General features: G+C 66.9%; 25 protein-coding genes. 3 read left to right on the plus strand and 22 right to left on the minus strand.

Annotated elements, in window-relative coordinates:
* Positions 1-35: 35 nt before the first annotated feature.
* Together STHERM_RS07985 and amrB are read right to left on the minus strand one after the other, a co-directional pair.
* A complete protein-coding gene (locus STHERM_RS07985; protein WP_013314384.1) occupies positions 36-1,469 on the minus strand; it encodes an RtcB family protein in 1,434 nt (477 codons plus the stop codon).
* Positions 1,470-1,482: 13 nt separating this feature from the next.
* On the minus strand, positions 1,483-2,310 hold the full coding sequence (amrB, locus tag STHERM_RS07990; RefSeq protein WP_041623458.1) for an AmmeMemoRadiSam system protein B: 828 nt from the start codon (positions 2,308-2,310) through the stop codon (positions 1,483-1,485).
* A gap of 58 nt (positions 2,311-2,368) precedes the next feature.
* Here amrB and STHERM_RS07995 point away from each other — a divergent pair, with 58 nt between their 5' ends.
* A complete protein-coding gene (locus STHERM_RS07995; protein ID WP_237223237.1) occupies positions 2,369-3,568 on the plus strand; it encodes a hypothetical protein in 1,200 nt (399 codons plus the stop codon).
* On the opposite strand, the gene STHERM_RS08000 is transcribed toward STHERM_RS07995, so the two are convergent.
* Together STHERM_RS08000 and STHERM_RS08005 are read right to left on the minus strand one after the other, a co-directional pair.
* Entirely contained in the window at positions 3,520-4,395 is an 876-nt protein-coding gene (locus STHERM_RS08000; RefSeq protein WP_013314387.1) for a DUF4340 domain-containing protein, read from the minus strand. The two genes, STHERM_RS07995 and STHERM_RS08000, sit on opposite strands and share 49 nt — an antisense overlap.
* Positions 4,382-6,019 carry a GldG family protein gene (locus STHERM_RS08005; RefSeq protein ID WP_013314388.1) on the minus strand — a complete coding sequence of 546 codons (1,638 nt, stop codon included), beginning with the start codon at positions 6,017-6,019 and terminating at the stop codon, positions 4,382-4,384. The genes STHERM_RS08000 and STHERM_RS08005 overlap by 14 nt, the downstream gene beginning before the upstream one ends.
* Here STHERM_RS08005 and STHERM_RS11895 point away from each other — a divergent pair.
* Positions 5,948-6,379, plus strand: coding sequence for a hypothetical protein (locus tag STHERM_RS11895; protein WP_158304552.1), 432 nt, complete (start codon positions 5,948-5,950; stop codon positions 6,377-6,379). The genes STHERM_RS08005 and STHERM_RS11895 overlap by 72 nt on opposite strands.
* Before the next feature lie 21 nt (positions 6,380-6,400).
* Positions 6,401-6,568, plus strand: coding sequence for a hypothetical protein (locus tag STHERM_RS11900; RefSeq protein WP_158304553.1), 168 nt, complete (start codon positions 6,401-6,403; stop codon positions 6,566-6,568).
* Here the strand turns inward: STHERM_RS11900 and STHERM_RS12565 are convergent.
* The 18 genes from STHERM_RS12565 to thiS are packed head-to-tail and all read right to left on the minus strand — an operon-like array spanning position 6,543 to position 23,294.
* Complete coding sequence (locus STHERM_RS12565) at positions 6,543-7,466, minus strand: ABC transporter ATP-binding protein (RefSeq protein WP_013314389.1); 924 nt, start codon at positions 7,464-7,466, stop codon at positions 6,543-6,545. The two genes, STHERM_RS11900 and STHERM_RS12565, sit on opposite strands and share 26 nt — an antisense overlap.
* Positions 7,467-7,468: 2 nt before the next feature.
* Positions 7,469-8,404: a ribonuclease Z gene (locus STHERM_RS08015; protein WP_013314390.1), complete on the minus strand. Its 936-nt coding sequence runs from the start codon at positions 8,402-8,404 to the stop codon at positions 7,469-7,471.
* A 53-nt stretch (positions 8,405-8,457) separates the two neighbouring features.
* Complete coding sequence (gene hemL, locus STHERM_RS08020; protein ID WP_013314391.1) at positions 8,458-9,717, minus strand: glutamate-1-semialdehyde 2,1-aminomutase; 1,260 nt, start codon at positions 9,715-9,717, stop codon at positions 8,458-8,460.
* Positions 9,710-10,681 carry a porphobilinogen synthase gene (gene hemB / locus STHERM_RS08025; protein WP_013314392.1) on the minus strand — a complete coding sequence of 324 codons (972 nt, stop codon included), beginning with the start codon at positions 10,679-10,681 and terminating at the stop codon, positions 9,710-9,712. The genes hemL and hemB overlap by 8 nt, the downstream gene beginning before the upstream one ends.
* On the minus strand, positions 10,668-12,686 hold the full coding sequence (gene cobA, locus STHERM_RS08030) for a uroporphyrinogen-III C-methyltransferase (protein ID WP_013314393.1): 2,019 nt from the start codon (positions 12,684-12,686) through the stop codon (positions 10,668-10,670). Before cobA ends, hemB begins: the two co-directional genes overlap by 14 nt.
* Positions 12,595-13,632, minus strand: coding sequence for a glutamyl-tRNA reductase (locus STHERM_RS08035; protein WP_013314394.1), 1,038 nt, complete (start codon positions 13,630-13,632; stop codon positions 12,595-12,597). Before STHERM_RS08035 ends, cobA begins: the two co-directional genes overlap by 92 nt.
* A complete protein-coding gene (locus tag STHERM_RS08040) occupies positions 13,604-14,044 on the minus strand; it encodes a precorrin-2 dehydrogenase/sirohydrochlorin ferrochelatase family protein (RefSeq protein WP_013314395.1) in 441 nt (146 codons plus the stop codon). Before STHERM_RS08040 ends, STHERM_RS08035 begins: the two co-directional genes overlap by 29 nt.
* A 9-nt stretch (positions 14,045-14,053) precedes the next feature.
* Positions 14,054-15,871, minus strand: a complete 1,818-nt coding sequence (locus STHERM_RS08045; protein ID WP_013314396.1) for a GTP-binding protein — start codon at positions 15,869-15,871, stop codon at positions 14,054-14,056.
* Between the two features lie 9 nt (positions 15,872-15,880).
* Complete coding sequence (gene cysD / locus STHERM_RS08050; protein WP_013314397.1) at positions 15,881-16,762, minus strand: sulfate adenylyltransferase subunit CysD; 882 nt, start codon at positions 16,760-16,762, stop codon at positions 15,881-15,883.
* Positions 16,755-17,480: a phosphoadenylyl-sulfate reductase gene (locus tag STHERM_RS08055; protein WP_013314398.1), complete on the minus strand. Its 726-nt coding sequence runs from the start codon at positions 17,478-17,480 to the stop codon at positions 16,755-16,757. Before STHERM_RS08055 ends, cysD begins: the two co-directional genes overlap by 8 nt.
* A gap of 9 nt (positions 17,481-17,489) precedes the next feature.
* Positions 17,490-17,717 (minus strand): DUF2061 domain-containing protein, encoded by a 228-nt coding sequence (locus STHERM_RS08060; protein ID WP_013314399.1) that lies wholly within the window; start codon positions 17,715-17,717, stop codon positions 17,490-17,492.
* Positions 17,714-19,927, minus strand: a complete 2,214-nt coding sequence (locus STHERM_RS08065; protein WP_013314400.1) for a sulfurtransferase TusA family protein — start codon at positions 19,925-19,927, stop codon at positions 17,714-17,716. Before STHERM_RS08065 ends, STHERM_RS08060 begins: the two co-directional genes overlap by 4 nt.
* Complete coding sequence (locus STHERM_RS08070; protein ID WP_013314401.1) at positions 19,924-20,325, minus strand: Mov34/MPN/PAD-1 family protein; 402 nt, start codon at positions 20,323-20,325, stop codon at positions 19,924-19,926. The genes STHERM_RS08065 and STHERM_RS08070 overlap by 4 nt, the downstream gene beginning before the upstream one ends.
* Positions 20,322-20,555 (minus strand): sulfurtransferase TusA family protein, encoded by a 234-nt coding sequence (locus tag STHERM_RS08075; protein WP_041623463.1) that lies wholly within the window; start codon positions 20,553-20,555, stop codon positions 20,322-20,324. The genes STHERM_RS08070 and STHERM_RS08075 overlap by 4 nt, the downstream gene beginning before the upstream one ends.
* The gene (locus STHERM_RS08080; RefSeq protein ID WP_013314403.1) at positions 20,552-21,025 is read right to left on the minus strand and encodes a DsrE/DsrF/DrsH-like family protein; all 474 of its coding nucleotides are present in this window, start codon (positions 21,023-21,025) and stop codon (positions 20,552-20,554) included. The genes STHERM_RS08075 and STHERM_RS08080 overlap by 4 nt, the downstream gene beginning before the upstream one ends.
* Positions 21,022-21,837 (minus strand): HesA/MoeB/ThiF family protein, encoded by an 816-nt coding sequence (locus tag STHERM_RS08085; RefSeq protein ID WP_013314404.1) that lies wholly within the window; start codon positions 21,835-21,837, stop codon positions 21,022-21,024. The genes STHERM_RS08080 and STHERM_RS08085 overlap by 4 nt, the downstream gene beginning before the upstream one ends.
* A gap of 3 nt (positions 21,838-21,840) precedes the next feature.
* Positions 21,841-23,088, minus strand: coding sequence for an aminotransferase class V-fold PLP-dependent enzyme (locus STHERM_RS08090; RefSeq protein WP_013314405.1), 1,248 nt, complete (start codon positions 23,086-23,088; stop codon positions 21,841-21,843).
* On the minus strand, positions 23,085-23,294 hold the full coding sequence (thiS, locus tag STHERM_RS08095) for a sulfur carrier protein ThiS (protein WP_013314406.1): 210 nt from the start codon (positions 23,292-23,294) through the stop codon (positions 23,085-23,087). The genes STHERM_RS08090 and thiS overlap by 4 nt, the downstream gene beginning before the upstream one ends.
* Between the last annotated feature and the right edge of the window lie 16 nt (positions 23,295-23,310).

The raw sequence follows: 23,310 nt of genomic DNA on the forward strand, positions 1-23,310 counted from the left end.
ATGTTGGCGCCGTAGGCGAAGTACCAGACCACGTCCTACCCCTTGATCACCAGGAGGGGCCGGGTACGAACCACCGGCACTGCAAGCCCCTCCCCCACGAGAGGTTTCACCACCGTATCCACGTCCTTGTAGGCGCCCGGCGCCTCCTCCTGGGCCCGCCTTCTGTCCACCGCATAGAGGCGGATCTCATCCCGGGCGAGGTCCTCCTGCATCTCCTTGAAACCAAACGCCTTTTTGGCCGCATGGCGGCTCATCTGCCTGCCCGCACCGTGGGCCACGCTCCCGAAGCTCTCCTCGAGCGCCCGCTCCGTGCCGAGCAGGATGTACGACCCGCGCTTCATATCCCCGGGAAGGAGGATCGGCTGCCCCACCTCGCGGAAGATGCCCCTGAGGGCGGGATGGCCTGCGGGGAAGGCCCTGGTGGCGCCCTTGCGGTGCACGAGGAGCATCCGTTCGGCACCGTCCACCTTGTACACCTCGTACTTGGCGATGTTGTGCGCCACATCGTAGAGGAGGAAGAGGCCGAGCTCGTCCCCCGGCCTGCGGAAGACCCGGGAGAAGGCCTCCCGCACCCGGTGGGTGATGAGCTGCCGGTTCACCCAGGCGAAGTTGGCGGCCGCTGCCATGGCGCCGAGGTAGGCCTGGGACTGGGGGGCCTTCACCGGAAGGCTCACGAAGTCGCGCTCGAAGAGGGGGATCCCGTAGGACTCCATCCTGGGCCGCATCTTCTCCATGTAGTCCATGGCGATCTGGTGGCCGAGGCCCCGCGAGCCAGTGTGGATCCAGATGACCACCTGCCCTTCGAAGAGCCCAAGCGCCTGCGCCTTCTTAGGATCGAAGACCTTCTCCACCACGTCGATCTCGAGGAAGTGGTTGCCGCTCCCCAGGGTGCCGAACTCCTCCCGGCCCCTGTCGAGGGCCTCGTCGCTCACCAGCTGGGGGTCGGCGTCCTTGAGGCATCCCTCCTCCTCGGTGGCTTCAAGGTCCTCCTCCATCGCCATGCCTTTCTCCAGGGCCCATCCGAGCCCTTTCCTCATGGCACGCCGGGCCTCCTTGTGCGAGAACTTCTCGAGCCCTCGGGAGCCAAGGCCTGCGGGTACGGTGGCGAAGAGGATGTTCCCGAGCTCCTCGAGGACCCCCTTCACCTCGGGGGCGGTAAGGGAGGTGCGGATGACCCTCACCCCACAGTTGATGTCGAACCCTACCCCGCCGGGTGAGACCACGCCCTCCTCTATGTCGAAGGCCGCCACCGTGCCTATGGGGAAGGCGTACCCCTGGTGCATGTCGGGCATGCCCACCGCGCACCGCACCACCCCGGGGAGTCGCGCCACATTAGTGAGCTGCCTCAGGGCCTCGTCTTTCGTGAGGAGGGGGAGAAGGTCCTCGGTGGTGTACACCACGGCTGGCACCCGCATATCCTCATGAGGGGGGATCACGTAACGATAGGTGCTCTCGCGCACGAGCTCCATGGCCGCCTTCCCCCTAGAACGCCACCGCCGCGTATCCTACGAAGGAGCGGGAGGGATGCTTCTCCGAGCTCTGCATGTAGGCGAGGAGGGTGCCCTTCTCCCTCCCGCACAGCCGTGCGTACTCCATGGCCACCGCCGCACCGCCGCACGAACAGGCCGCCGAGCGGGTGAGGGCGAGATCGAGGGCGCGCGCGGTGTCGAGCGAGGTGAAGGCCTCGATGATGGCCTGGTCGTTGGAGAACCGCACCCACTCCTCGGCCTGCCTTCCCACCCCCACCGGGGTGAACCCGTACTGGGGGCCGTAGTGGGTGAGGTCGGTGGAACCTATGACCACAGGCTTCTTCCCCGTCTCCTTGCCGTAGTCGTAGAGGACCCGGGCGGTGCGCTCGGCCACCTCGAGGAGGGGCGGACACCGCAGGCCCACCACACTCGCATGGGGGAAGCAGTACTTCACGAGGGGAAGCTGGATCTCCACCGTGTTGTCGGGGTACACATCGGGCTCGGTGGGCACGTGCTCCCGGAGGGTCTCCACGAGCGGCCGTTCCACCGGGAGGTCACCCAACGGAGTGGAGAGTCCGTCCTCGGGCATGTAGAGGAGAGGCGAACGTTCCGAGAGATGTCCCCCCACCACGGCCACCACCTCCGCCTCGGGATCGAGGCTCCGTATCCCCATGAAGGCGAGCTCTCCCGAGAAGTACCACCCCGCGTGTGGTACGATACAGGCCACTGCAGGAGTGGAAAGACGTCGCTCGAGACGCTTCCACCCTGCGATCTCCTCGAGCACTTCCTCCTTTTCGTCGGGGTACCAGCCCGGAGGAAGCATCCTCTCCCTCACTTTCATGGGATCCTCCTCGAAAAAACGTTCACATTCCTCAATTTTTGTTCCATAATACATTATGATGAAAAAACTCATGCTCGCCTACACCTGGATGGCGCTCCTCACACTGGGAGGTCTGCTCGGCTATACGGGCTACCTGGTGAGGGAAGAGGCGCGGGAAGAGGCCCTCGAAGCCGAGCGGCTCGCATTTCGGGTGAGGGACACGGTGGCGGCCATCATGAGTTCCGCGGACAGGGAAAAGGCCGTCTCCGCGGTCCGCAGTTTCTTCGACTCGCTCCTCAGAGAGGAGGACCGGGTGCTCGCGCTCCTCATAACCGACGAGCACGGCCCCCTCCTGGTACGGGCCCGCTCCACCTCGTTCCTCGAGGGATCGCCCGAACAGGGGACCGCGGCCCTGGTGCGCACTCATTTCCTCCAGGGCGTCCACGATCTGCGGATCCAGGAGGCCGGCATAGGGCTCTCGGTCCTCACGTGGGAGGTGCGGCCCGAGGCGGTCGCCTCGATCCTCCGGCGCTCATTCCTCTGGCTCGCCGCGTATGCTGTGGTCCACACCCTCGTCACCCTCCTCTTCGCCCTCATAGGCCGGCACCGCCCCGCACGGCCCGCCTCGAACCGTGAGGAGGTGAGGAGGGCCCCTCCGGACGAGGGGGGACGGGAATCCCTCGGGAGGACCGAGGGAAAGGAGAGGAAGCCGGCGGAAGGCCGGGAGACCGAGAGGAAGGAGGGCCACAGGGACGAAGCCGGGGAGCCCGCCGCCCCTGTGACGGAGGTGGCGGAGGAGTTCATACTCGCCCGGATACAACACGATCTGGACGAGGCCGCGAGGGAGGCCGAGGATCTCACCCTCGTCCTGGGGACGATCAGCCCCTCCGCGGGCGCCACCCTCGACGAGGAGGCGGTGGAACGACTCTTCGGTCCCGAACGTACCCCTGTGAAGCTCGACGAGCAGACATTCCTGTGGGTCCTGCCCGCTACGAGCATCCAGGAGGGGCTCTCCCTGGTGAAACAGGCCTACCCCAGGCTCAAGGAAGCGAGCGGAGCCGACTACCCCATGTACTTCGGTCTCTCGAGCAGGAATGGAAGGCTTCTCGGGGCCGAGGTGCTCCTGAAGGAGACGCGGAGCGCCCTCAAGCGGGCCGTGCGCTCACGCCACACACCCATCTTCGGGTTCTACGCCGATCCCCAGCGCTACTGGAAGCACATCGCGAAGGCTCAGGGGCCCTCGAGTAGCCTGGAGAAGGAGGCGGGCGGGGCGAAGTAGGCGTAGGCGGCCCCCTCCGGCCACACCACTACCCTCTCCCCCTCCTCCCCCACCACCCACCGCCGCACCCTGCCGTCCTCCCACTCCACCACCACCTGCCCCTCCCCCTCCACCCCGTCCTGCGCCGCCACGTCCTCCGCCTCCCACTCGGTGAGCGCCGCGAGGTAGGCGACGGCATCCTCGCGCCCCACCCTCTCTACCCGATCCCCCCTCCGCACCACCCACACCTCACCCCCTCCCTGCTCGCTGCGTGCGAGGAAGAGGAGCCCTCCCTTCCACTCGATGCGCACCGAGAGGACCTCATCCGGCGCCACCCCTCCCCACGGCCGCACCTCCCTCCAGAACCGCGGCCCCCGCGTGGCGTAGAACCCGGCCGAGGCGTCCACCCGGTAGACCACGCGCTCCTCCTCGAGCCGCACGTACTGGGTGCGCGGCACCTCGCCCACCGCTCCGAACACGAGCCCCACGCGCCCGACGCCCTCGACGCGCACCACCACCCGGAGCCCCGGCTCGAGCCCCAGCTCCCCGTAGGCCGCAGGGTCCTCCGTGACCGCATCGCTCCGGAGAAAGCCGTACAGGAACGAGAGGAAGCGCGTCACCTTGGAGGCATCCGCCGGCACCATGCCCCCCTCCTCATCGAGCCACCATCTCCCCTCCTCACGCACGAGCACGACGGGCGCATCCCCTTCGATCTCTATACGCTCCACCTCCTCCGGCGCACCGGGGAGGAGGCGGGGGGCCTCGTCGTGACCGCCCGCGACGAGCCGTACGAAGAGGAGTACGGCGAGCACGGCGTTCGTGATCCACAGGAGCCTAGTCCTCTGCATGGGGCCTCCTCAGAGCGAGGACGAAGGAGAGGAGGAGGAGCAGGCCCGGTACCACGCCCACGGCGAGGGCATCGAGCACATGGAGCACGATGCGGGCCCTCTCCGGCTCCTCGGGCAGGTCGAGGAGCGGGACCGTACGGGTGCGCGTCACCAGGGTGAGCATATCCTCCTGTCCGAGGAGCCAGTGGAACGAGGCGAGGAAGAAGTCGAGGTTTCCCACCGCGTGGGTGAACTCCACCAGGTCCGATCCCGCCTCGGCATCGCCGAGGACGAGGACGCGCGGCGGGCCCTCCGTCACGGCGGCCAGCACGAAGGGGCCCCGACGTGCTCCGGAGGGGGGAGCGGTGACCCTGCCCGAGGTGGGGGATGCGGTCAGGGGATCGGTCACGAGCCAGGCCTCGGGCGAGGAGAGGAGGAGGGGCCTCCAGGCCTCCGTGAGGGTGAGGGGCGAGGCCCAGTAGAGGTGGAGGGACCTCAGCACCGAGGTGATGGGGTGCGGCATCCCGGGGAGGGGGACCTCCCACCAGAGGGGATAGGGGTGGAGGGTGCGGACCGAGGAGGACTCCCCCTCTTCCACCACGGGGAGGAGGAGACCGGGCCGCTGCGCGACGAGGGCCGGTTCCAGCTCCACGCCCCAGCCCTCGAGGAGGGCGAGGAGGGGGCTCCCCTCCACCCGGCCGGCCCGGAAGCCGGCATCGGGATCGACACGGACCGCGTCCACGCAGAGCATGAGCGGGATTCCCGCCTCCTTTGCCGTGAGGACGAACCGGATGTCCTCCTCGGTGAGTCTTCCGTCGTCGATGACCAGAAGCAGGTCGATCTCGTCCAGGGAGGTGGAGGCCGGATCGACGGCACGCACGCCGAAGGTGCGGGCCGCCACCCCCACGAGGTTGCGGTAGGTGGTCTGATAGGACTCCCCGGTGGTCCGGGCGAGGATGCCCACCACCGGCCGCCGGTCCTCGATCAGGGCGCGCAGGCCGCAGGCGAGTTCGTACTCGAGCCTGTCGGCGCTGTAGACCACGGGGAGGGTCCAGATGCGGTCGAGGTAGGTGAGGGTGAGACCTGAGTACACGGTGAGATAGCGGATCTCGCCGGCCTCCGTGATCTGGATCTGCTGAGGGACGATGCCCAGATCCTCGACCTCCATGCGTCGCTCGTCCACGGTCTCGATCTTCACCCGGATCCGCGGGTTTGCCCGGGTGTAGAGGCGGAGGAGGTCTTCCACTTCGGAGGGGGTGGGGCTCACGGCGGCGAGTCTGCGCGAGGTGTAGTAGGTGATGGTGAGGGGATAGACGATGCGTGAGAGGAGGGTGCGGCTCGCAGGGCCGAGGGTGTGCCTGCGGTCCGTGGTGAGGTCGAGGGAGAGGGGGGTGAGGAGGCCGTGGATGGTGAGGAGCAGGGCCAGTACGGCGAGGGGGAAAAGGTGAGGGGTGCGCACCGGGCCGCGCCGGAGGGCATAGAGGCGGATGGCCCAGAGCAGGCCGAGGACGGAGCCGCCGAGAAAGTAGGCGAGGTCCCGCAGGTCGAGGAGCCCGTCGGTGAGGCGCAGGAGGTGTGCGGCGGGCGAGAGGGTGGCAAGGAGGGCGGCGAGGCCGGAGGGGAGCGGCAGGGGGGCGAGGAGCACGGGAAGGAGGAGGGCGAGGTAGGAGAGGAGGAGGGCGGCGAGGAGGCCGCCGGGGAGGGTCCGGGCGCGGAGGAGGAGGGGGGTGCTCCAGGAGAGGAGGAGCAGGGCGAAGAGGAGGAGGCCGAGGAGGCCTGCGAGGAGCCGGCCGGGATCGGGGGGGGCGAGAGGGGCGAAGAGGAGGGGGAGGTAGAGGGAGAGGAGGAGGGTGGCGGCGAGGAAGAGGAGGCCAGCGGTGGTGCGGGCGAGGACGGGCTCGTGGTCGCGGAGGGGGAGGGTGAGGAGGAGGGGGAGGAGGGCGCGGGAGCCGGGGTGCGCCAGAGGGCGACGGCGGTGAGGGCGGCGAGGAGGGGGAGGAGGTAGGCGAGGGTCTGGAGGTAGGGGGTGTGGGGGGCGAGGCCGCGGGCGAGGGTGCCGGAGAGGAGGAGGGTCCAGGCCGAGGCGGCGGCGAGGAAGAGGGCGGCCCAGGCGGGGGGGCCGGGGGAGCGGAGGAGGCGGGCGGCTTCGGTGAGGGCGAGGCGGCGGGTCATGGGGCGGCCTCCGGGGAGGTGAGGGCGAGGAAGGCCTCCTCCAGGTCGGGCTCCCGCTCCTCCATGCCGACCGGCTCGCCCCCGCGGGAGCGGCACCAGGCGAGCAGGTCCTCGGGGCGGGCCTCCGGCACCTCCCTCACAGCGCGCACCACCTGGAACCCGCCCTCCGCCTCCACCCCCAGCACCCTGAACCCCGCCACCCGCTCCCCCGCTCCCCCCACACGCCCCCTGCACCGCACCACCACCAGCCTCCCCGGAAGCAGCCTCCGCACCTCCTCCACGCTCCCCTCCCCCACGATCCGCCCCCTGTGCAGCAGGAGTACGCGGTCGCACACACGCTCCACCTCGGAGAGCCGGTGCGAGGAGAGGACGACCAGACGCTCCTGCGAGAGCTCCCGCAGCAGGGCACGCAGCCCCGCCTGGGCCGGCGGATCGAACCCCGTCCCCGGCTCGTCGAGCACCACCACCCGCGGCCCCCCCACCAGCGCCGCCGCGAGCCCCACCCGCTGCCTGAACCCCCGCGAGAGCCCCCCCAGCATCCTCTCCCACACCTCCCCCACCCCCACCCGCTCGGCCACCCCTCGCACCTCCCCCACATCCACCCTCCCCCGCCCCCTGCAGGAGGCCACCCACACCAACAGCTCCCCCACCCGCCACTCGGCGGGGAACACACACTCCTCCGGCATGAACCCCACCATCATCTGGGCTCGCACCCGATCCTCGTCCATCCGCAGCCCCCCTACCCACACCTCCCCCTCATCCGGGACGAGCGCCCCGGTGATGACACGCAGCAGGGTGGACTTTCCCGCCCCGTTCGGACCGATGAGCCCCACACACCCCCGCTCCCCACACACGAACCCCACCCCACAAAGGGCCTCCACCTCGCCGTACGCCTTTCTCACCCCCCGCACCTCGATCATGGCTAGTCCCTGTACGGTATGGGAATCGTCTGCCTATCCCGGCAGAGAAAGGCCTCCGGGAACTCCTCCTTCGCCTCCTCGAGGAGCACCTGGAGATCCCGATTCGTGTAGCGCGGGCTGTAGTGTATGAGCCCCAGCTTTCCCACCCCCTCCGCTTCCCGCGCGATCCTCCCCGCCTCCCTCGCCGTGAGGTGCCGCTTCTCCGCAGCCGTCTCGGCGAGCTCGTGGGAGAACATCCCCTCGCAGATGAACAGATCCGCCCCCTTCACGTAGTCCTTGATGTGGGGCAGGTAGAGCGTATCCGTCACGAAGGCCACCTTCCTCCCGGCACGAGGCGGCCCCAGCACCATCTCAGGCCGCACCTCCTCGCCCCGCACGTTCTTCACCACCTCTCCCCGCTGGAGTCGCGACCATAACGGCCCCATCGGCACCCCGAGCTCCCGCGCCCGCTCCGGATGAAAGACCCCGGGACGGGGATCCTCTTCCAACACATAACCCACACAGGGCTTGGTGTGGCGTAGGGGAATCGTGCGCACCGAAAACCCCTCCCCCCTGTAGCACACCACCGACTCCCCCCACGGCACCTCCTCGACCACGATCTCGTAGTTGATGTACATGTCGAGGACCTGCCTGCTCATCTCCACGTACTCCCTGATCTTGGGAGGCCCGTAGATGTAGAGAGGATCAGAGCGATCCACCTGGGAGGAGAGCATGAGGATCCCCGGCAGCCCGGTCACATGGTCGGCATGCGTGTGCGAGATGAAGATCGCCGAGATCTTCTTCCACCTGAGGTTCAAGGAACGGAGCGAGACCTGGGTTCCCTCCCCGCAGTCGAAGAGGAACAGCTCCCCCTCCCTCCGGACGAGGACGGACGTAAGGTATCTGTACGGGAGCGGCATCATCCCGCCGGTACCGAGGACAAACACTTCCATGTTCATAGGTAGGCTTACCCTAGCAGATTATCCTGTTTTTCGAAACCCACGAGGCCCCCTCATCCCCTCCGTGCCTCTTCCACCGCCTCCCTGATCGTCCTCGCTGCCTCCTCCAGGAGGGCCTCGTCCATGGCGGCATTGAGGAACCAGGCCTCATAGGCCGAGGGAGGAGCGAGGATGCCCCGGGATCTCAGTGCGGCATGGAACCGGGCGAATGCGGCACCATCCTGGCGCCGCACCTCCTGGAAGTCCCGGGGAGCCACTCCTCCCAGGAAGAAGAGCGACCACATGCCCCCACACCTCACGTAGGAGACCCCTTCCAGGGAGGAGAGGTGTCGGTCCAGGACATTCCCTAATCGCTCGAGGAGTGCCCAGACATCCTCCTGCTCGCACACTCGGAGGGTGGCATTCCCTGCGGCGCACACCACGGGTCCACCTGCAAAGGTTCCTGCCTGGTAGACAGGGCCTGCGGGGGAAAGGAGGTCCATAACGCGCGCAGGCCCCGCCACCGCCCCCACGGGAAGCCCCCCGCCTATGATCTTTCCGAGACAGAGAAGGTCGGGCCGCACGCCGAAACGTCCTGCAGCCCCGTCCCTGGAGACCCGAAACCCCGTCATCACCTCGTCGAAGATGAGGAGGGCCCCCCACCGTCGGGTCTCCTCCCTCAAGGTCTCGAGGAACCCCGGACGAGGAGGGACCACCCCCATGTTCCCCGCCACAGGTTCCATGATCACGGCGGCAATCTCCTTCCCCCGCTCCGCGAAGAGACGCCTCACCATCCCCTCATCGTTGTAGGGGAGCACCACCGTGGTCCCGGCGATCTCCGAAGGGACCCCCTGCGAGGAGGGAAGTCCCAGGGTCGCCCCCCCTGAGCCCATCTTCACCAGAAACCCATCGGCATGGCCGTGGTAGCACCCCTCGAACTTCACGCACAGGGTCCTGCCGGTTGCGGCCCTCGCGAGCCGCACGGCGGTCATGCAGGCCTCGGTGCCGGAGTTCACGAGCCGCACCCGTTCCACCCACGGGAAGGCTCCCGCGATCCTCGCCGCGAGCTCCTCCTCGCCGGGGTGGGAAAGGCCGAAGCAGATGCCCCGGGATGCTGCGGTCTCCACCGCCTCCACCACCGCAGGGTGGGCGTGCCCCAGGATGAGGGCACCCCATCCCCCGATGAAGTCGAGATAGCGGCGGCCCTCTTCATCGTAGACAAAGGGCCCTTCCGCGCGCGCCACCTTGAGCGGCTCCTCACCCACAGCCCTGAAGGCACGTACGGGTGAGTTCACCCCACCTACTAGATACGAACGCACCTGGTCTCTAGCCATGGTCTTCCTCCCATGAGGCGATACGGCGTGTGTCGTAGGTGATGAGAAGATCGGCCCCTGCACGGAAGACCGCGGTCACCGCCTCCCTGAAGGCCCCGGGGACACTCCCCTCCTCCTCCGCACGCACGAGCATGGCGTACTCCCCTGAGACGAGGTAGGCCGCGAGCCTCACGCGGGGAAAGGCCGCCCGCACCCTCTGGATGACGTCCAGATAGAAGAGGGCCGGCTTCACCATGACCGCATCGGCCCCCTCCACCAGGTCGGCCCACACCTCCACCACGGCCTCGGCCCCGTTGCGCACGTCCATCTGGTAGGAGCGCCTGTCTCCAAAGGCCGGAGCCGATCCGGCCGCCTCCCTGAAGGGGCCGTAGAGCCTGGAGGCGTACTTCGCCGCATAGGAGAGGATCCTTACCCGGGACAGTCCTCTCCCGTCGAGGGCCCTGCGTATCGCCTCGACCTGACCGTCCATCATGGCGGACGGCGCCACCCAGTCCGCCCCCGCCTCTCCATGGACCGCGGCCATCCGGGCGAGGAGGACCACGCTCTCGTCATTGCGCACCTCCCCCCCACGCACGAGGCCACAGTGGCCGTGCGAGGTGTAGCCACATACGCACACGTCGGTGAAGACCTCCAGTTCGGGGAATCGCCGCTTGAGCTCGCGGACCGCTGTGGGGACAGGCCCATCCGCCCGAAGGGCCCACGAGGCCGTCTCGTCCTTGTACGAGGGGGGCACCACGCCGAAGAGGAGCACCTTCCGGATCCCGGCATCCAGCAGGGCCTCTGCCTCGTGGAGGAGGCTCTCGAGGCCATGGCGATAGACCCCCGGGAAGCCGGGAACGGGCTCCTTCCCCTTGCTCTCGGTGGTCACGAAGAGCGCCTGGATGAGCTGGTCCCTCGACCACGCGGTCTCTGCAATCCGATCTCTCGTGGCCTCATCCCTTCTTAAGGCTCTAAGAGGTAGCATCGTCCACTGCCCTCCTTGTGGTGGCTCCTGGGGTATGGATGCGGATCCCCGGTGGAAGGGCGCCGAAGCGCTCCCTGAAGACCCTCACGCCGGAGGGCGAGAGGAAGACCACCTCGTCGAAGGCGCCCACCTCCAGCGGAAGGGCCTCTGGATAGGGGGCGGGGACGGTATCGTAGAAGGGGACCGCATCCACGGTATTCCCTTGCCGGGAAAGCTCCTCCTGCAAAAAGGGATCCGAGAGCGAGGAACAGGGGATGAGGATCTTCTCATCCCTCCAGTTCTCCTTCGCTGCGAGCGAGACGAGCCCCTCTGCCGAGTCCTCCTCCGGGATGAGGTCTGGAACGAGCCCCCGGTCCTTAAGGGCCTCGGCAGTGACCCTGCCTATGGCCACCACGCGCATGCCCGCAAGGAGGCGGAGATCACCGTGCTCCAGGAGGCGGTCCACGAAGTGGGCCACCCCATGGCGGGAGGTGAAGATGAGCATGGTGTATGAGGAGAGGCCTTCCATCACCTCCTGGACCCTCCCATCGCGTCGGGGGACCGTGGCGATGCACGGGATGTGCACCACCTCCCCCCGCGCCCGCCAGGGGGCAGCGCGCGTCCCGGTCACGAGGATGTGGGGACGGTCCTCCCACCACGACCGGGAGACGCCGGTCGCCCCCACCAGGAGGAGCGCGGGACGCGGGAGGGATCCGGTCCACCGCGCGCCGTCCTCCAGGGTGAGGGAGAGGTGGGTCTGTTCGGGCCGGGCCGCCGCACTCACCACCACCGCAGGGGTGTGAGGATCCCACCCCGCCTCCAGGAAGCGGGCGCATATCCGGGGGAACTCCTCACCCGCCATGTAGTACACACAGGAAAGCCGCCCATCCGGCGGGGGGATGAGGGCCCGCTCCGGAGGATACCCTGTGGAGATGAGGAGGGAGGAGGCACCCTCCCTGCTCGTGAGTGGGATCTCTGTGCAGGCGGAGGCGGCCTGAAAGGCGCTTATCCCCGGCACCACTTCGTAGGGTATCCTCGCCGCCCTCAGCCAGGAGAGCTCTTCCTCGAGCCTCGCATAGAGGGAGGGATCCCCGCCCTTGAGGCGGACCACCTTCTTTCCCGCATAGGCGGCCTGGATCATCAGGTCACACACCTCCTCCACGGTGTACCGCTCCTTTCCCTTCCGCCTCCCCACCGCCACGAGCTCGGCCGTCCTCCCTGCGAGAAGCTCGGGGTAGACGAGGTCGTCGTAGAGGACGAGATCCGCCTCCCGAAGGAGTCTTTCGGCCCTCAGCGTGAGGAAGTCTGCAGTGCCGGGCCCTGCACCCACGATCGCCACCCTACCCCATCGGCCCCGATCGTCGAGGACCGCGCAGAGGCGGCGCACCTCCTCGTCCCCCTCCCGCACCACTGCCGCAAGTCTGCCCTGCAGGGGGTGGGGGACAAAGGGGAGGGGGAGGTGAGGCACCTCCAGTGCCAGTCGGGTGAGGGCCACTTTGGCCATCACCACCCCGTCTATCTCGCCGGAAGAGACGCGTGCGAGGCGCTCCTCTATGGTGCCCCGTATGTCCACGAGCTCCCAGTCGCTCCGGAGGTGGGAGAGCTGCTCCCTCCTCCTCGCACTGCTGGTGCCGATACGCAATCCGGCCGGAAGCTCGTCCACAGAGGAGGCGGACGCCCATCGGGGGTGGAGCACGAGGACGTCCTCGCGCGGCCCCTCGAGGGGGGTGATCGCCGCAAGGGAGAGCCCCTCCCGGAGCTCGTCGGGGAGGTCCTTCGCGCTGTGGAGGGCCACGTCGATCCTCCCCTCCAGGAGGGCCTCATCGAGGGCATCGGTGAAGAAGTCCGAGCCCTCTACGAGGTGGAGGGGGGTGCGCTTGTCGCGATCACCTCTGGGATGGAGGACCATAGGCTCCCACTCCACCTCCCCCGCCTCAGGCGAGGCGTCTCTCCACCGCGCGATCCACTCCCTCACCTGGGCGAGGGCGAGCCTGCTTCCTCTGGTACCAAGCCTCAAGACGCGCATACCGAGCCGAACCCTCCTCTTCAAGGATCTCTTCAGCCCTCACGAGGGCATCCCTCCGGCGTTCCCACACCTCCTGTCGGCGGCGGCCGAGATCCACCACGTCAACATACGTCACCTGGGGAAGCTCCGCAAGACCGGGGTCGATATCGTGGGGCACCGCAAGGTCCACCAGGAGGAGGGGCCTCTCCCGGGCTGCGATGAGTGGCGCATGGTCCTCACGCCGCAGGAGAAGATGCGGGGCTGCGCTCGCCCCCACCACCGCGTCTGCGCGCTCCAACACGAGGGGGAGGTCCTCCAGGAGGACCGCCTCCCCCCCGCACTCCTCCGCCAGGGCACAGGCGGCCTCGTAGCGTCTTCCTGCCACCATCGCCGCCGTAAGTCCCATCTGGACCCCGTACCTGAGCACATCCCTCGCCACACGACCTGTCCCCAGGACCGCGATCCTCCCCCCCGGTCCGAGCTGCTCCCTCATCCACCACGCAGCCAGGCCCGCCACCGAACGGTATCCCTGCGAGAGGGTGCAGCACGACCGGATGCGTTTCGCCACCCCCAGGACCTGCTGACACAGGTTGAGGAGCACAGGCCCCACCGTTCCCGCCTCCGCTACCTGCCGCCAGGCAGCCTTGAACTGGGAGACGATCTCGGTATCTCCCGGAACCACCGAGTCCATGCCCGCAACCACCCGGCAGAGGTGGAAAAAGGCCTCCCTTCCACGGTAGATCCTCCCGGGAAAGCCGCCCCTCTCCTCGCACCACGATCCTACCCGTGCCATGGCCCGGGGGGAATCAGGGACCACCAGCTCCCAGCGGTTACAGGTCTGGAGGAGCATCGCCTCCCCCACCCCGAGCCCATGGAGAAAGGGGATCACCCCTGCCGGTGGGAGGTAGAGGCGCGCGATCGCCCCCTCCCCCTCCCGCTCAATGTGGACTCCCCATAAGCAGATCATAGAGCATCCTCCTCGCCGTGATGGTCTTCCGCACCTCCCCCTCCTCCGATCCCAAGGCCACGACCAGACCGTTCCACCGGAACGAGGTCATGAACGAGACCACCCGCCCCTCCCTTCCCCCCGCGTTGCAGGCAAGTATCCCCCGGGCACGCGCCTCCTCGCAGATGCGGGCGTTGAGACCCGCATCGGAGGTGGCCGCCACCACGAGGACGACACCCTCGAGATGGGCCGGAAGGAAGCCCTCCCGCCGCCACTCCCCCCTGAACCAGGCCGGGGGCTCTGCCACCGGATCCACCACCCGCACGCGCGCCCCCGCCTCCATGAGGGTGCGCGCCTTCCTAAGCCCCACCTTCCCTGCCCCCACCACCACGACAGGGAGACCCTCACACTCAAGGAGCAAGGGGAGCTTCACCACCGCCTCCTACAGGTGATACTCAAGGAGGATCCTCCGATCCTTGAGGAGCCGGGCGAGGTCCTCCACCAGATCCTCCTCGCACACCCCCTCCCTGAGCCTCGCCGCGAGCAGCTCATCGGGGAGCTTGCTCCCCACCTCCACCACGAGCACCTCCGCGGGACGGGCCACCTCACGCAGGAGGGCCACCTCCTCCTCTTCCATCCCCACCACCGTGGTGATGACCACGAGCCCTGTGTCCGCAAGGAGCCTGAGCACCTCTCCCATACGCCGCAGGTGTTCCTCCCTGTCCTCCACCACAAGGTCGGCCTCAAGCCCTCGCATGAGGTTCTCCGAGGCGAGATAGTAGACGTTCCACCCCCTCTCGAAGAGGGTCCGCTCAGCCCTCCTCGCGAGGGCATCGAGACACGAGGGCTCCTCGCCCGTAACCAGGAGCACATAGGGCCTCTGTCCGTAGCGCATCGCCCGTTCATCGGCGCCCACCTCTCCCCTCCGCCACCGCTCCTCCCTCGCCCGCACGTAGGAGTCCACACCGGAGATCGGCAGGGCCTCGAGGATCACCCCACCGCCTGCAATCTCATACTCGTCGATGATCACGAACCTCCCTGTGGGAGGAACCCGGTGGTAGAGGTCGAAGGCCACGGGCTTGAGGGTCGAGAGGACACACTCGGCCACATCGTACTGTTCCACCACCTCCTTCTCCCTCTCGGTGGTGAGCTCCGAGGAATCCACCACCGCCCTGATCTCCGAGAGGTAGGCGGCCTCCCTCGCCGCCCCGAGGCGGAGCGTGTAGCGCTTGCCCTTCACCATGGGATGAGGGGAGAGCCAGAAGAGGGTCACCCTGAAGGCAGAGGCCACCTCGGGGGAAGGCTCGCCCACCTTGGCCGCAAGCTCGCCAGGACGCACGTACACCTGGGTCTCGAGGGTAAACCCCTTCGATTCCCCTGCCGAGAGGAGGGAGGGCGGCTCCTCATTGAACGACTCTATGCGCTTCACCCTGCTCCTCTTCCCCGAGGGATAGAAGACCACCTCATCGCCCACCGCGAGTCTCCCTGTCTCCACCGTGCCGGCGATGATCCTCCTGTCGTCTCCGAGCCTGGTGAACTTGTAGACCCCCTGCACCGGCATGCGGAACGGCCCATCCTCCCGCCCTGCCCGGGGAGCGAACCGCAGGAGGGCCTCCTTCACCGTGGGCCCGTCGTACCACGGCATCCGGGGAGAGGGTGCCACCAGGTTATCCCCCTCTCTCCCGGAGACGGGGATGTAGGCCGCAGCTCGCATCCCGAGCCCCTCGAGGAACTCGCCGAAGCGCTCCCGCACCGTGGAGAAAGCCTCCTCCTCCCAGCCTACGAGGTCCATCTTGTTCACCAGCACCACCACCTGATCCACCCCGAGGAACGAGAGGAGGTAGCCGTGGCGTCTTGAGTTCTCCTGCACGCCCTCGCGCACATCGATCACCAGAAAGGCGGCATCGGCGCGCGAGGCCCCAGTGACCATGTTCTTGATGAACTCCACGTGGCCTGGTGCATCGATACACACGAAGTCCCTCCCCTCGAGGGAGAAGAAGACCCGGGCGCTGTCTATGGTGATCCCCTGGGCCTGCTCGTCCTTGAGGGCATCGAGGAGGTACGCGTACTCGAAGACCCGGGCGTGTCTGCGGCAGTACTCCTGTACCTGCTCGAGCTTGCCCCTGGGCAGAGCCCCTGCCTCGGCGAGGAGCCTTCCCAGGATGGTACTCTTCCCGTGGTCCACGTGGCCCACCATGGCCACCGCCACCCTCTCCCGGTGGGCGGTCGGATCCTTCCTCTCTCCGTGTCGATCTCTCATCTCTCCTCCCTACATGTAGCCTTCACGCCGCAGGGTCTCGAGCGTCCCCCCATCCTCCTTGTCCTGCTCCCTTCCTGAGCGCTCCGCCACTCCCTTGAGGGCACCCGAGGAGAGCTCTTCGACAATCTCATCCACGGTCCTGGCCCGCGAAGGGATGGGCGAGGTGCACGGCGCGCATCCGAGCGAGCGGTAGCGGCGTCCCTCTCCCCGGTCGAAGTAGAGGGAGACCACAGGGATCCGCTCCCTCCGGATGTACTCCCATATGTCGAGCTCGGTCCACTCGAGGATGGGGTGGATCCGCACGTGGGTACCGGGTGCGAAGTCGGTATTGTAGTAGTTCCAGAGCTCAGGAGGCTGGTCGCCGATGTTCCAGCTCCCCTCTGCAGAGCGGGGCGAGAAGACCCGCTCCTTGGACCGGGTCCCCTCCTCGTCGGCGCGCACCCCCACGATCACGCCGGTAAACGGCGTGGGATTCGCCTCCTCTTCGTACCGTCCCTTCTCGTGATCGAAGCGCCACCGGGGCCAGTCCCCCGCGATGGTGTGCTTGAGGGCCTCGCTCTTGAGGAGCCGACAGCACTCTATGCGCGAGCACGCACCATCAGGATAGGTGCGACGCTCCCTGAGGGCCTCCCTGTTCTGACCCACGATCATGTCGAGGTGCCACTCCCTCACCAGCCTATCGCGGTAGGCGATCATCTCGGGGATCTTGAACCCGGTGTCGATGTGCACGAGGGGGAACGGCACGTGGCCGAAGAAGGCCTTCCGGGCGAGGTGGAGGAGGACGGTGCTGTCCTTCCCTATGGACCACAGCATGCAGAGCGAGGGGAAGCTCCGGTAGGCCTCCCTGAGGACGTAGATGGCCTGTGATTCGAGACGCTGGAGCCTATCCATGGTCCCTCCTCGTTCGTTCGGTGTGGAGTCCGCACTCCTTCTTCCCCTGCTCCCACCACCAGCGGCCGGCCCTGGGGTGTTCGCCCGGGAGGACTGCACGCGTGCAGGGCTCACACCCGATGCTGGGATAGCCCCTGTCGTGGAGGACGTTGTAGGGCACCCCATGGCCCTTGAGGTACGACCAGACCTCCTCGTCACTCCAGTCCGCGAGGGGGTTCACCTTGATGAGCCCGTGAAGCTCATCCCACTCCACCACCTCCACCCCCTCCCTCTCAGGGCTCTGGGCCTTCCTGAGCCCGGTGATCCACACCTTCGCACCCTCGAGCGCTCTCATGAGGGGTTTCACCTTACGGATGTAGCAGCATCGCTTTCTCAACTCCACACTCCGGAAGAAGGCATTGGGACCATAGGTGCGTACGAAGTCCTCCACGTCCTCTGCCTCAGGGGCGTAGACCCTGAGATCCAACTCCCACCGGGTGTGGATGAGATCGAGGAGGGCGTAGGTCTCCTCGGGGAGCCGGCCGGTGTCGATCACGAAGACCCGAGGTCGGGGGGTGAGGGAGAGGAGCATATGGGTGATCACCTGGTCCTCGGCCCCAAGGCTCGAGGCCTGCACCACTCCCTCTCCCCACTCATCGAGGAAGTACGCGAGTACCTCCTGTGGGCTCTTCCCTCTGAGTGTCTCTCTATAGGTCTTCACCCTCTCCTTCGGGTCCACAGCTGCCTCCTAGATGTAGTACTCGGGCTCACGCCGGCCAAAGGGGATGTGCTCCCACACCCGCTCGTGGAGGGTGTACACCACTATCTTCACGAGGGCCTCCCACCCCCCTATGAAGAGGGCGGTCTCCCACTTCCCGGTCACGAGGTAGGCGATGAGGGTGGTGGTGAGGGTGGCGATCACCCTCCACGAGATGGCCTTACAGACCGATCTGAGATGCGTGTCTCGCGCGTTCATAAGCCTGCCTTTCGCACGTGGATCCTCCACGCAGCACCCTCCTTCCTCTTCCACACCACCTCATGACCCTCGCCCTCGAGCGAGGCGGGGACGTTCTCTATGGGCTGTCCATCGTCGAGGAGGAACTCCACCTCGGTCCCCGGGGGGAGGGGTTCGAGGACCAGCTTGGCCTTCACGAAGTTGATCGGACACGGCACCCCCCGGAAATCGTGGAGGGGGGCCTCCCCGGCAGGTGAGGGGCGCGTGGACGCAGAGGAGGCCTTGGGGGCCGCTTCGAGACGGGGAAGCCGGAGCGAGTCGTCCATCGCGCGGTAGAGCTCCTTCACCGCCTGAACGAGGGCGGCCACCTCCCGGGGGTCTGGCTCCCCCCCCTCGCGGACCACCTCGAGCACACGGCCGAACCCGGGATCGAGGTGCACCCCCACGAACTCACGGAGGAATGCATCGAGGACCGCGGCATCCTCCCTGGTCTCGATCCCCTTGGTGATGAGGAGGGCCCTGCTCGCGGCAGTCACCGCCTGGGCGAGCCTCCCCTCCTTGAGGGCCTCTTCGGCCTGGGAGAGGTCGTACTCGATGAGATCGAAGAGCCCGGCGGAACACTCCCCCTCCACCTTGCCGAGAAGTGAGAAGGGGAGAGGATCGTACCAGTCGTGATACGGCCGCAGGTCCTCCTCCGGCGTCGGCACCTCCCCATAGGAGGGTATGAGGGCGGTAAGGAGGGCTCTCCCCTCCCGCTCATAGAACTCGAACCAGGACTCGCCAGGTCGTCGCCGTGCGCTCACCTCCCGGAAGAAGGCAGCCACCAGATCCGGGACGCGGGCTGCAGGGACCACCCCGAGGCGCTCTGCGAGGCGCGCCCTTCCAGGCCGGAGCGAGGCACCTGCGTACACCACGTACGCAGGGATGCTCCTCCCGTGGATGCGGCGGGCGGCTCCCGCAAAACCAAGATCGGCCACCGGGGTCTGGCCGCAGGCGTTCGGACATCCCGAGATGTTGAGGGTGATGTCCCGCACCTGGGGGTGGGCGCCCAGGGCTCCCACGTGGCGCTGCAACGCCACCAGAAGGTTGCGCGAGAGGCAGATCCCCAGGCGGCAGGTGTGTGCCCCTGCACAGGCGACCGCCCTCTCCCACACGGACTCAGGCCCCACCTTCAGCCCCAGTTCCCTCACCCGCTGCTCCACCCGGGCCACCTCTTCCTCCGGGATCTGCCGGAGCAGGATGTTCTGCCTGTGCGTGAGGCGAATGGTGTCCTCCCCAAACGGGGCCACAAGCTCAGCGAGGGCCTGTGCCTGCTCAGGAGTAAGATCACCCAGGGGCAGGACGACCTCCCGCCACACCCCCCTCACCGGAGGTGCGGGGGGAACCTCCAGGGGAGGAAGGGATCGGGACCTCACCGACTCGAGGTACTCCTCAAGCCTCGCGAGGAAGACCTCATCACCCCAGGCATCCCTCAGAAACCTCAGCCGTGCCCTGTGCCGGTTCCTCCGATTACCGTGCGCATCGAAGAGCTCCTTCACCGCCCGCACGACCGCATATACCTCTCCTTCCGGGACCCACTCCTTCCAGAGGATGCCTGTCTTCGAGTGAGCGCCCATACCTCCCCCCACATAGACCATGAAGCCCCGCCTCCCCTCCCGCTCGGTGGCGATGAGGCCCACATCGGCCACGAGCGCGAGGAAGGGGGTCTCCACTCCAGGGGCAAAGCAGACCTTGAACTTGCGAGGAAGGGTCCACGAGTCGGACTCTGCGATGAGGCGTTCGGTGAGCGCCTTTGCGTGGGGCACCACATCAAAGAGACCATGATAGCCGCTCAAGGGATCGGCGATGATGTTCCGCACCGTGTTGCCCCCTCCTCCTCGGGAGGTGAGTCCGAGGGGATAGAAGGCCTCGGAAAGGGCCACCGTGGCATCCAGGGAGAGGTTGTGTATCTGGAGGTCCTGTCGCGTGGTCACGTGGAGAGGACCCAGGGTGTACCGCGCGGCCTCACGGGCCACAGCGGCGAGCTGCTGGGGGGTGATGTCCCCGGCAGGGATACGGAGCCGCATCATGTAGGACCCATCTCTCCGCTGCTCATAGATCCCCATGGGCACCCTGACGCTCCTGAACTCACGCGGGTCGAGCTCGCCTCGGAGGAATCGGGAGGCCGCCTCCCGGTAAGAGGCGATCTCCTCACGGAGTCGCTCGGGCAAGGAGATGCGCACCGTACTCATGGTCCCCCTCCTGTCACCTCGATGGGCTCCTCGGTGACGCGCTTCTCCTCGTCCACCCGAAAGCACCGCAGGACTCCCTCTGCGACTGAGTAGATGAGGTAGCGCATCTCGGTATCGTTGGCGAGGCGGATGTCCTCCTCCGACATCCGCGCAGGCGTGGCCGGATGGGAGTGATACACCCCTATGAGCGAGAGCCCCTCCTTCCGGGCAGCCTTGAGGGTTGCGAACTGTTCCTCGGGGATGAAGGAGAAGTGCTCCGGCGAGGCATCCGCATTGGTGAGCCGAAAGATCTTTCGCGCCTCGTCCCCCACCCCGGCCACATACCCGCACGCCTCGATCGGCGCCTCCTCTCGCGCGTGGCGGGCGATCTCCTCGATGAGCGAGGCAGGCATCTTCATCCACCACCTCCCCGCTTCCTGATGCGCACGAGGTAGGTGCCGCCCTCCACGTGGGAGATGTCGAGCACCTCATAACCCTGCGCACGCGCGGTCTTGGGCACATTGTCGAGGGGCTCACCCTCCGAGAGGTACACCTCGAGCACCTCACCGGGCTTAAGCTTCTCCAGCTCGAGCTTGGTCTTCACGAAGGTCATGGGGCAGGTATCACGTGTGATATCGAGCCGTCTCATATGAACAGGACCTCCCCTCCCTCAGAGTATTCGAGGAACTTCGCCACCCCGAGGACCTCCTTCACCGGGGCGATGAACACATCCTTGTCCATCCCAAGGATGTGCATCGACATCTCACAGGCGTAGAAGTTCACCCCAAGGTCGATACTCGCCTGGATGAGCTCCTCCAGGGTGGCCACGTGCCGCTTCTTCATGAGATGCGTCATGAGCTTGGGACTCACCCCGAGGAAGTTGAGCCTGCTCAAGGGGAGGTTCTTCCTTCCCCCCATGAGGAAGTTGAAGACCTTCGCGAGGAACCCCTTCCCCACGAAGGCCCTCCCCTGCTTCTTCTTAATGATGTTGAGCCCCCAGAAGGTGAAGAAGAGGTTCACCTCGTATCCCACCGCTGCGGCACCGGAGGCAAGGGTGAATGCCGCCACCGCGGTATCGAAGTTCCCGTGGAACACCACGAGTGAAAGCTTCTTGCTCATACAGAACTCCTCTCTCTAAGGTCGCATGCGGGCTGCTCGTACTCCCGCAGCTCGGTGATCTCAGGGGAGGTGCCGCACAGGGGGCACTCCTCCTGACGCCCGACCCGCACCTCCCTGAACCTGGAGGTGAGGGCATCGAAGACGAGAAGCCTGTCCGTGAGCAGCTCTCCCACCCCGAGCAGATACTTCACCGCCTCCGTGGCCTGGATGGTCCCAAGCACCCCCACCACAGCGCCCAGGACCCCCGCCTCGGCGCAGGTGGGCACGGCCCCCTTGGGGGGCATATCCCGGAACACACACCGGTAACACATGTGACCAGGCACATAGGTGAAGGTCTGGCCCTGAAACCTGAGCACCCCGGCGTGCGAGTAGGGCTTGCCCTCCATGACACAGGCATCGTTTATGAGGAACTTGGCGGGGAAGTTGTCCGTGCCGTCGATGATGAAGTCGTACTCCCGTATGAGGGAGCGGATGTTCTCCGCCGTCACCCTGTAGGGATAGGTCTCCACCCTCACATCCGGGTTGAGCGCAGCAAGTTTCTCGGCCGCCGACTCCACCTTCGGCCGCCCCACGTCAGGGGTGAAGTGGAGGATCTGGCGCTGAAGGTTGGAGAGATCCACCGCATCCCCGTCGACCAGGCCTACGGTCCCCACCCCTGCTGCGGCGAGGTAGTAGGCCACCGGAGAGCCCAGCCCTCCGGCGCCTATCACGAGCACCCTGCCCGAGAGCAGCCGCTCCTGTCCCTCCCCTCCCACCTGGGGGAGGAGTATGTGTCTGCTGTACCTGTAGATCTGATCTTCCCTGAGGTTCATCGCCTACTCCTTTGAGAGCACCTCGAGTGCCCTCGAAAAGTCTTCCATGAGGTCCACGCTCTCTTCTATCCCCACCGAGACCCTGAGAAGGCCCTCGTGGACCCCGGCACCCGCCCGCTCTTCCTCGGTACGATCGTGATAGATCGTGGAAGCAGGATGGATGATGAGCGTGGCGGCATCCCCGAGATTGGCGAGGGTTCGGGGGAGCCTGAGGGCCCGGATGAGCCTGAAGCACTCCTCCCTGTCGGACAGGCTGAAGGTGAGGAGGCCTCCGTAGCGCCCTCCCTCGAAGAGCCGGGAGGCCACAGGATAGGAGGGATCGTCCTCGAGCCCTGGGTACCGTACCGCCCTGACCCTGGGATGCCTGGCGAGGAAGGAGGCGAGGGCCTGCGCGTTCTCGCAGTGCTGGCGCACACGGAGCCCCAGGGTCTCGAGCCCGAGGTAGTGGAAGAGGGCATGGATCGGGGAAGGGCTCATCCCCATATCCTGGACGATCTCCCGTCTGAGCACGTAAAGGAAGGCCGCCTCTCCCGCCTTCCCCACCGCCTCCTGCACCGCCGATCCTGGAAACGCCACCCAATCGAACACACCCGTATCCACGACCAATCCCCCCACCACCGTGCCGTTCCCCGTGATGTACTTGGTGAGGGAGTGCACCGCCACATCCACGCCCCACCTCCGTGGATCGAACATCCCCGGGGGAGCGAGCGTGCAGTCGGCCACAAGGGGAATCCCCTTGGCGTGCGCCAGGTTGGCGAGCAGAGGGATGTCGGGGACGTCGAGCCTCGGATTCCCTATCACCTCAAGGAAGACGAACCGCACCGCGTCATCCAGAACCGACTCGAGCTGGTCGGGAAGGAGGGGATCGAAGAGGCGGACCTCGATCCCACATCGCGCTACGAGGCGTGCGAAGAGCGAGAGGGTACCGCCGAAGAGGCTCGAGGAGACCGCCACCGCATCCCCGGCCCGGGCAAGGGCGAAGGTCACCGCGGTGATGGCCGCCATACCCGAGGAGGTGGCGACCGCTCCCCGCGCCTCCACGATGCGGGTGAAGGCCTGTTCGAAGAGGGCCACCGTGGGGTTGCCGATGCGGGAGTAGATGAAGCCAGGTTCCCTTCCCTGGAAGACCCTGGCGAGCGTCTCTGGGTCCTCGTACGCAAAGGAGGCAGAGAGGTACACCGGGGGGATGGTGCCCCCCCAGGCAGGATCAGCCTGGGGGAGTGCGTGTACGGCACGGGTCTGAAGCCTCACCGGCCACCTCCCATGAAGTAGAGGAATTCCACCGCATCCCCGTCCTTCACCTTTGTGGATGCGTAGAGGTGACGCCGTATGACCGTGCCGTTGAGCTCCACGGTGACCGTCTCCGGCATCTTCACCTTCTTCACCTTGAGGAGCTCCTCAACTGTGAGCTCATCGTAGGGGAGCTCTTCCGGGGTCCCATTGATGGTGAGTCGCATCTCCGCCTCCTAAATC

Source organism: Spirochaeta thermophila DSM 6192 (assembly GCF_000147075.1).
GTDB classification, from domain to species: domain Bacteria; phylum Spirochaetota; class Spirochaetia; order Winmispirales; family Winmispiraceae; genus Winmispira; species Winmispira thermophila_A.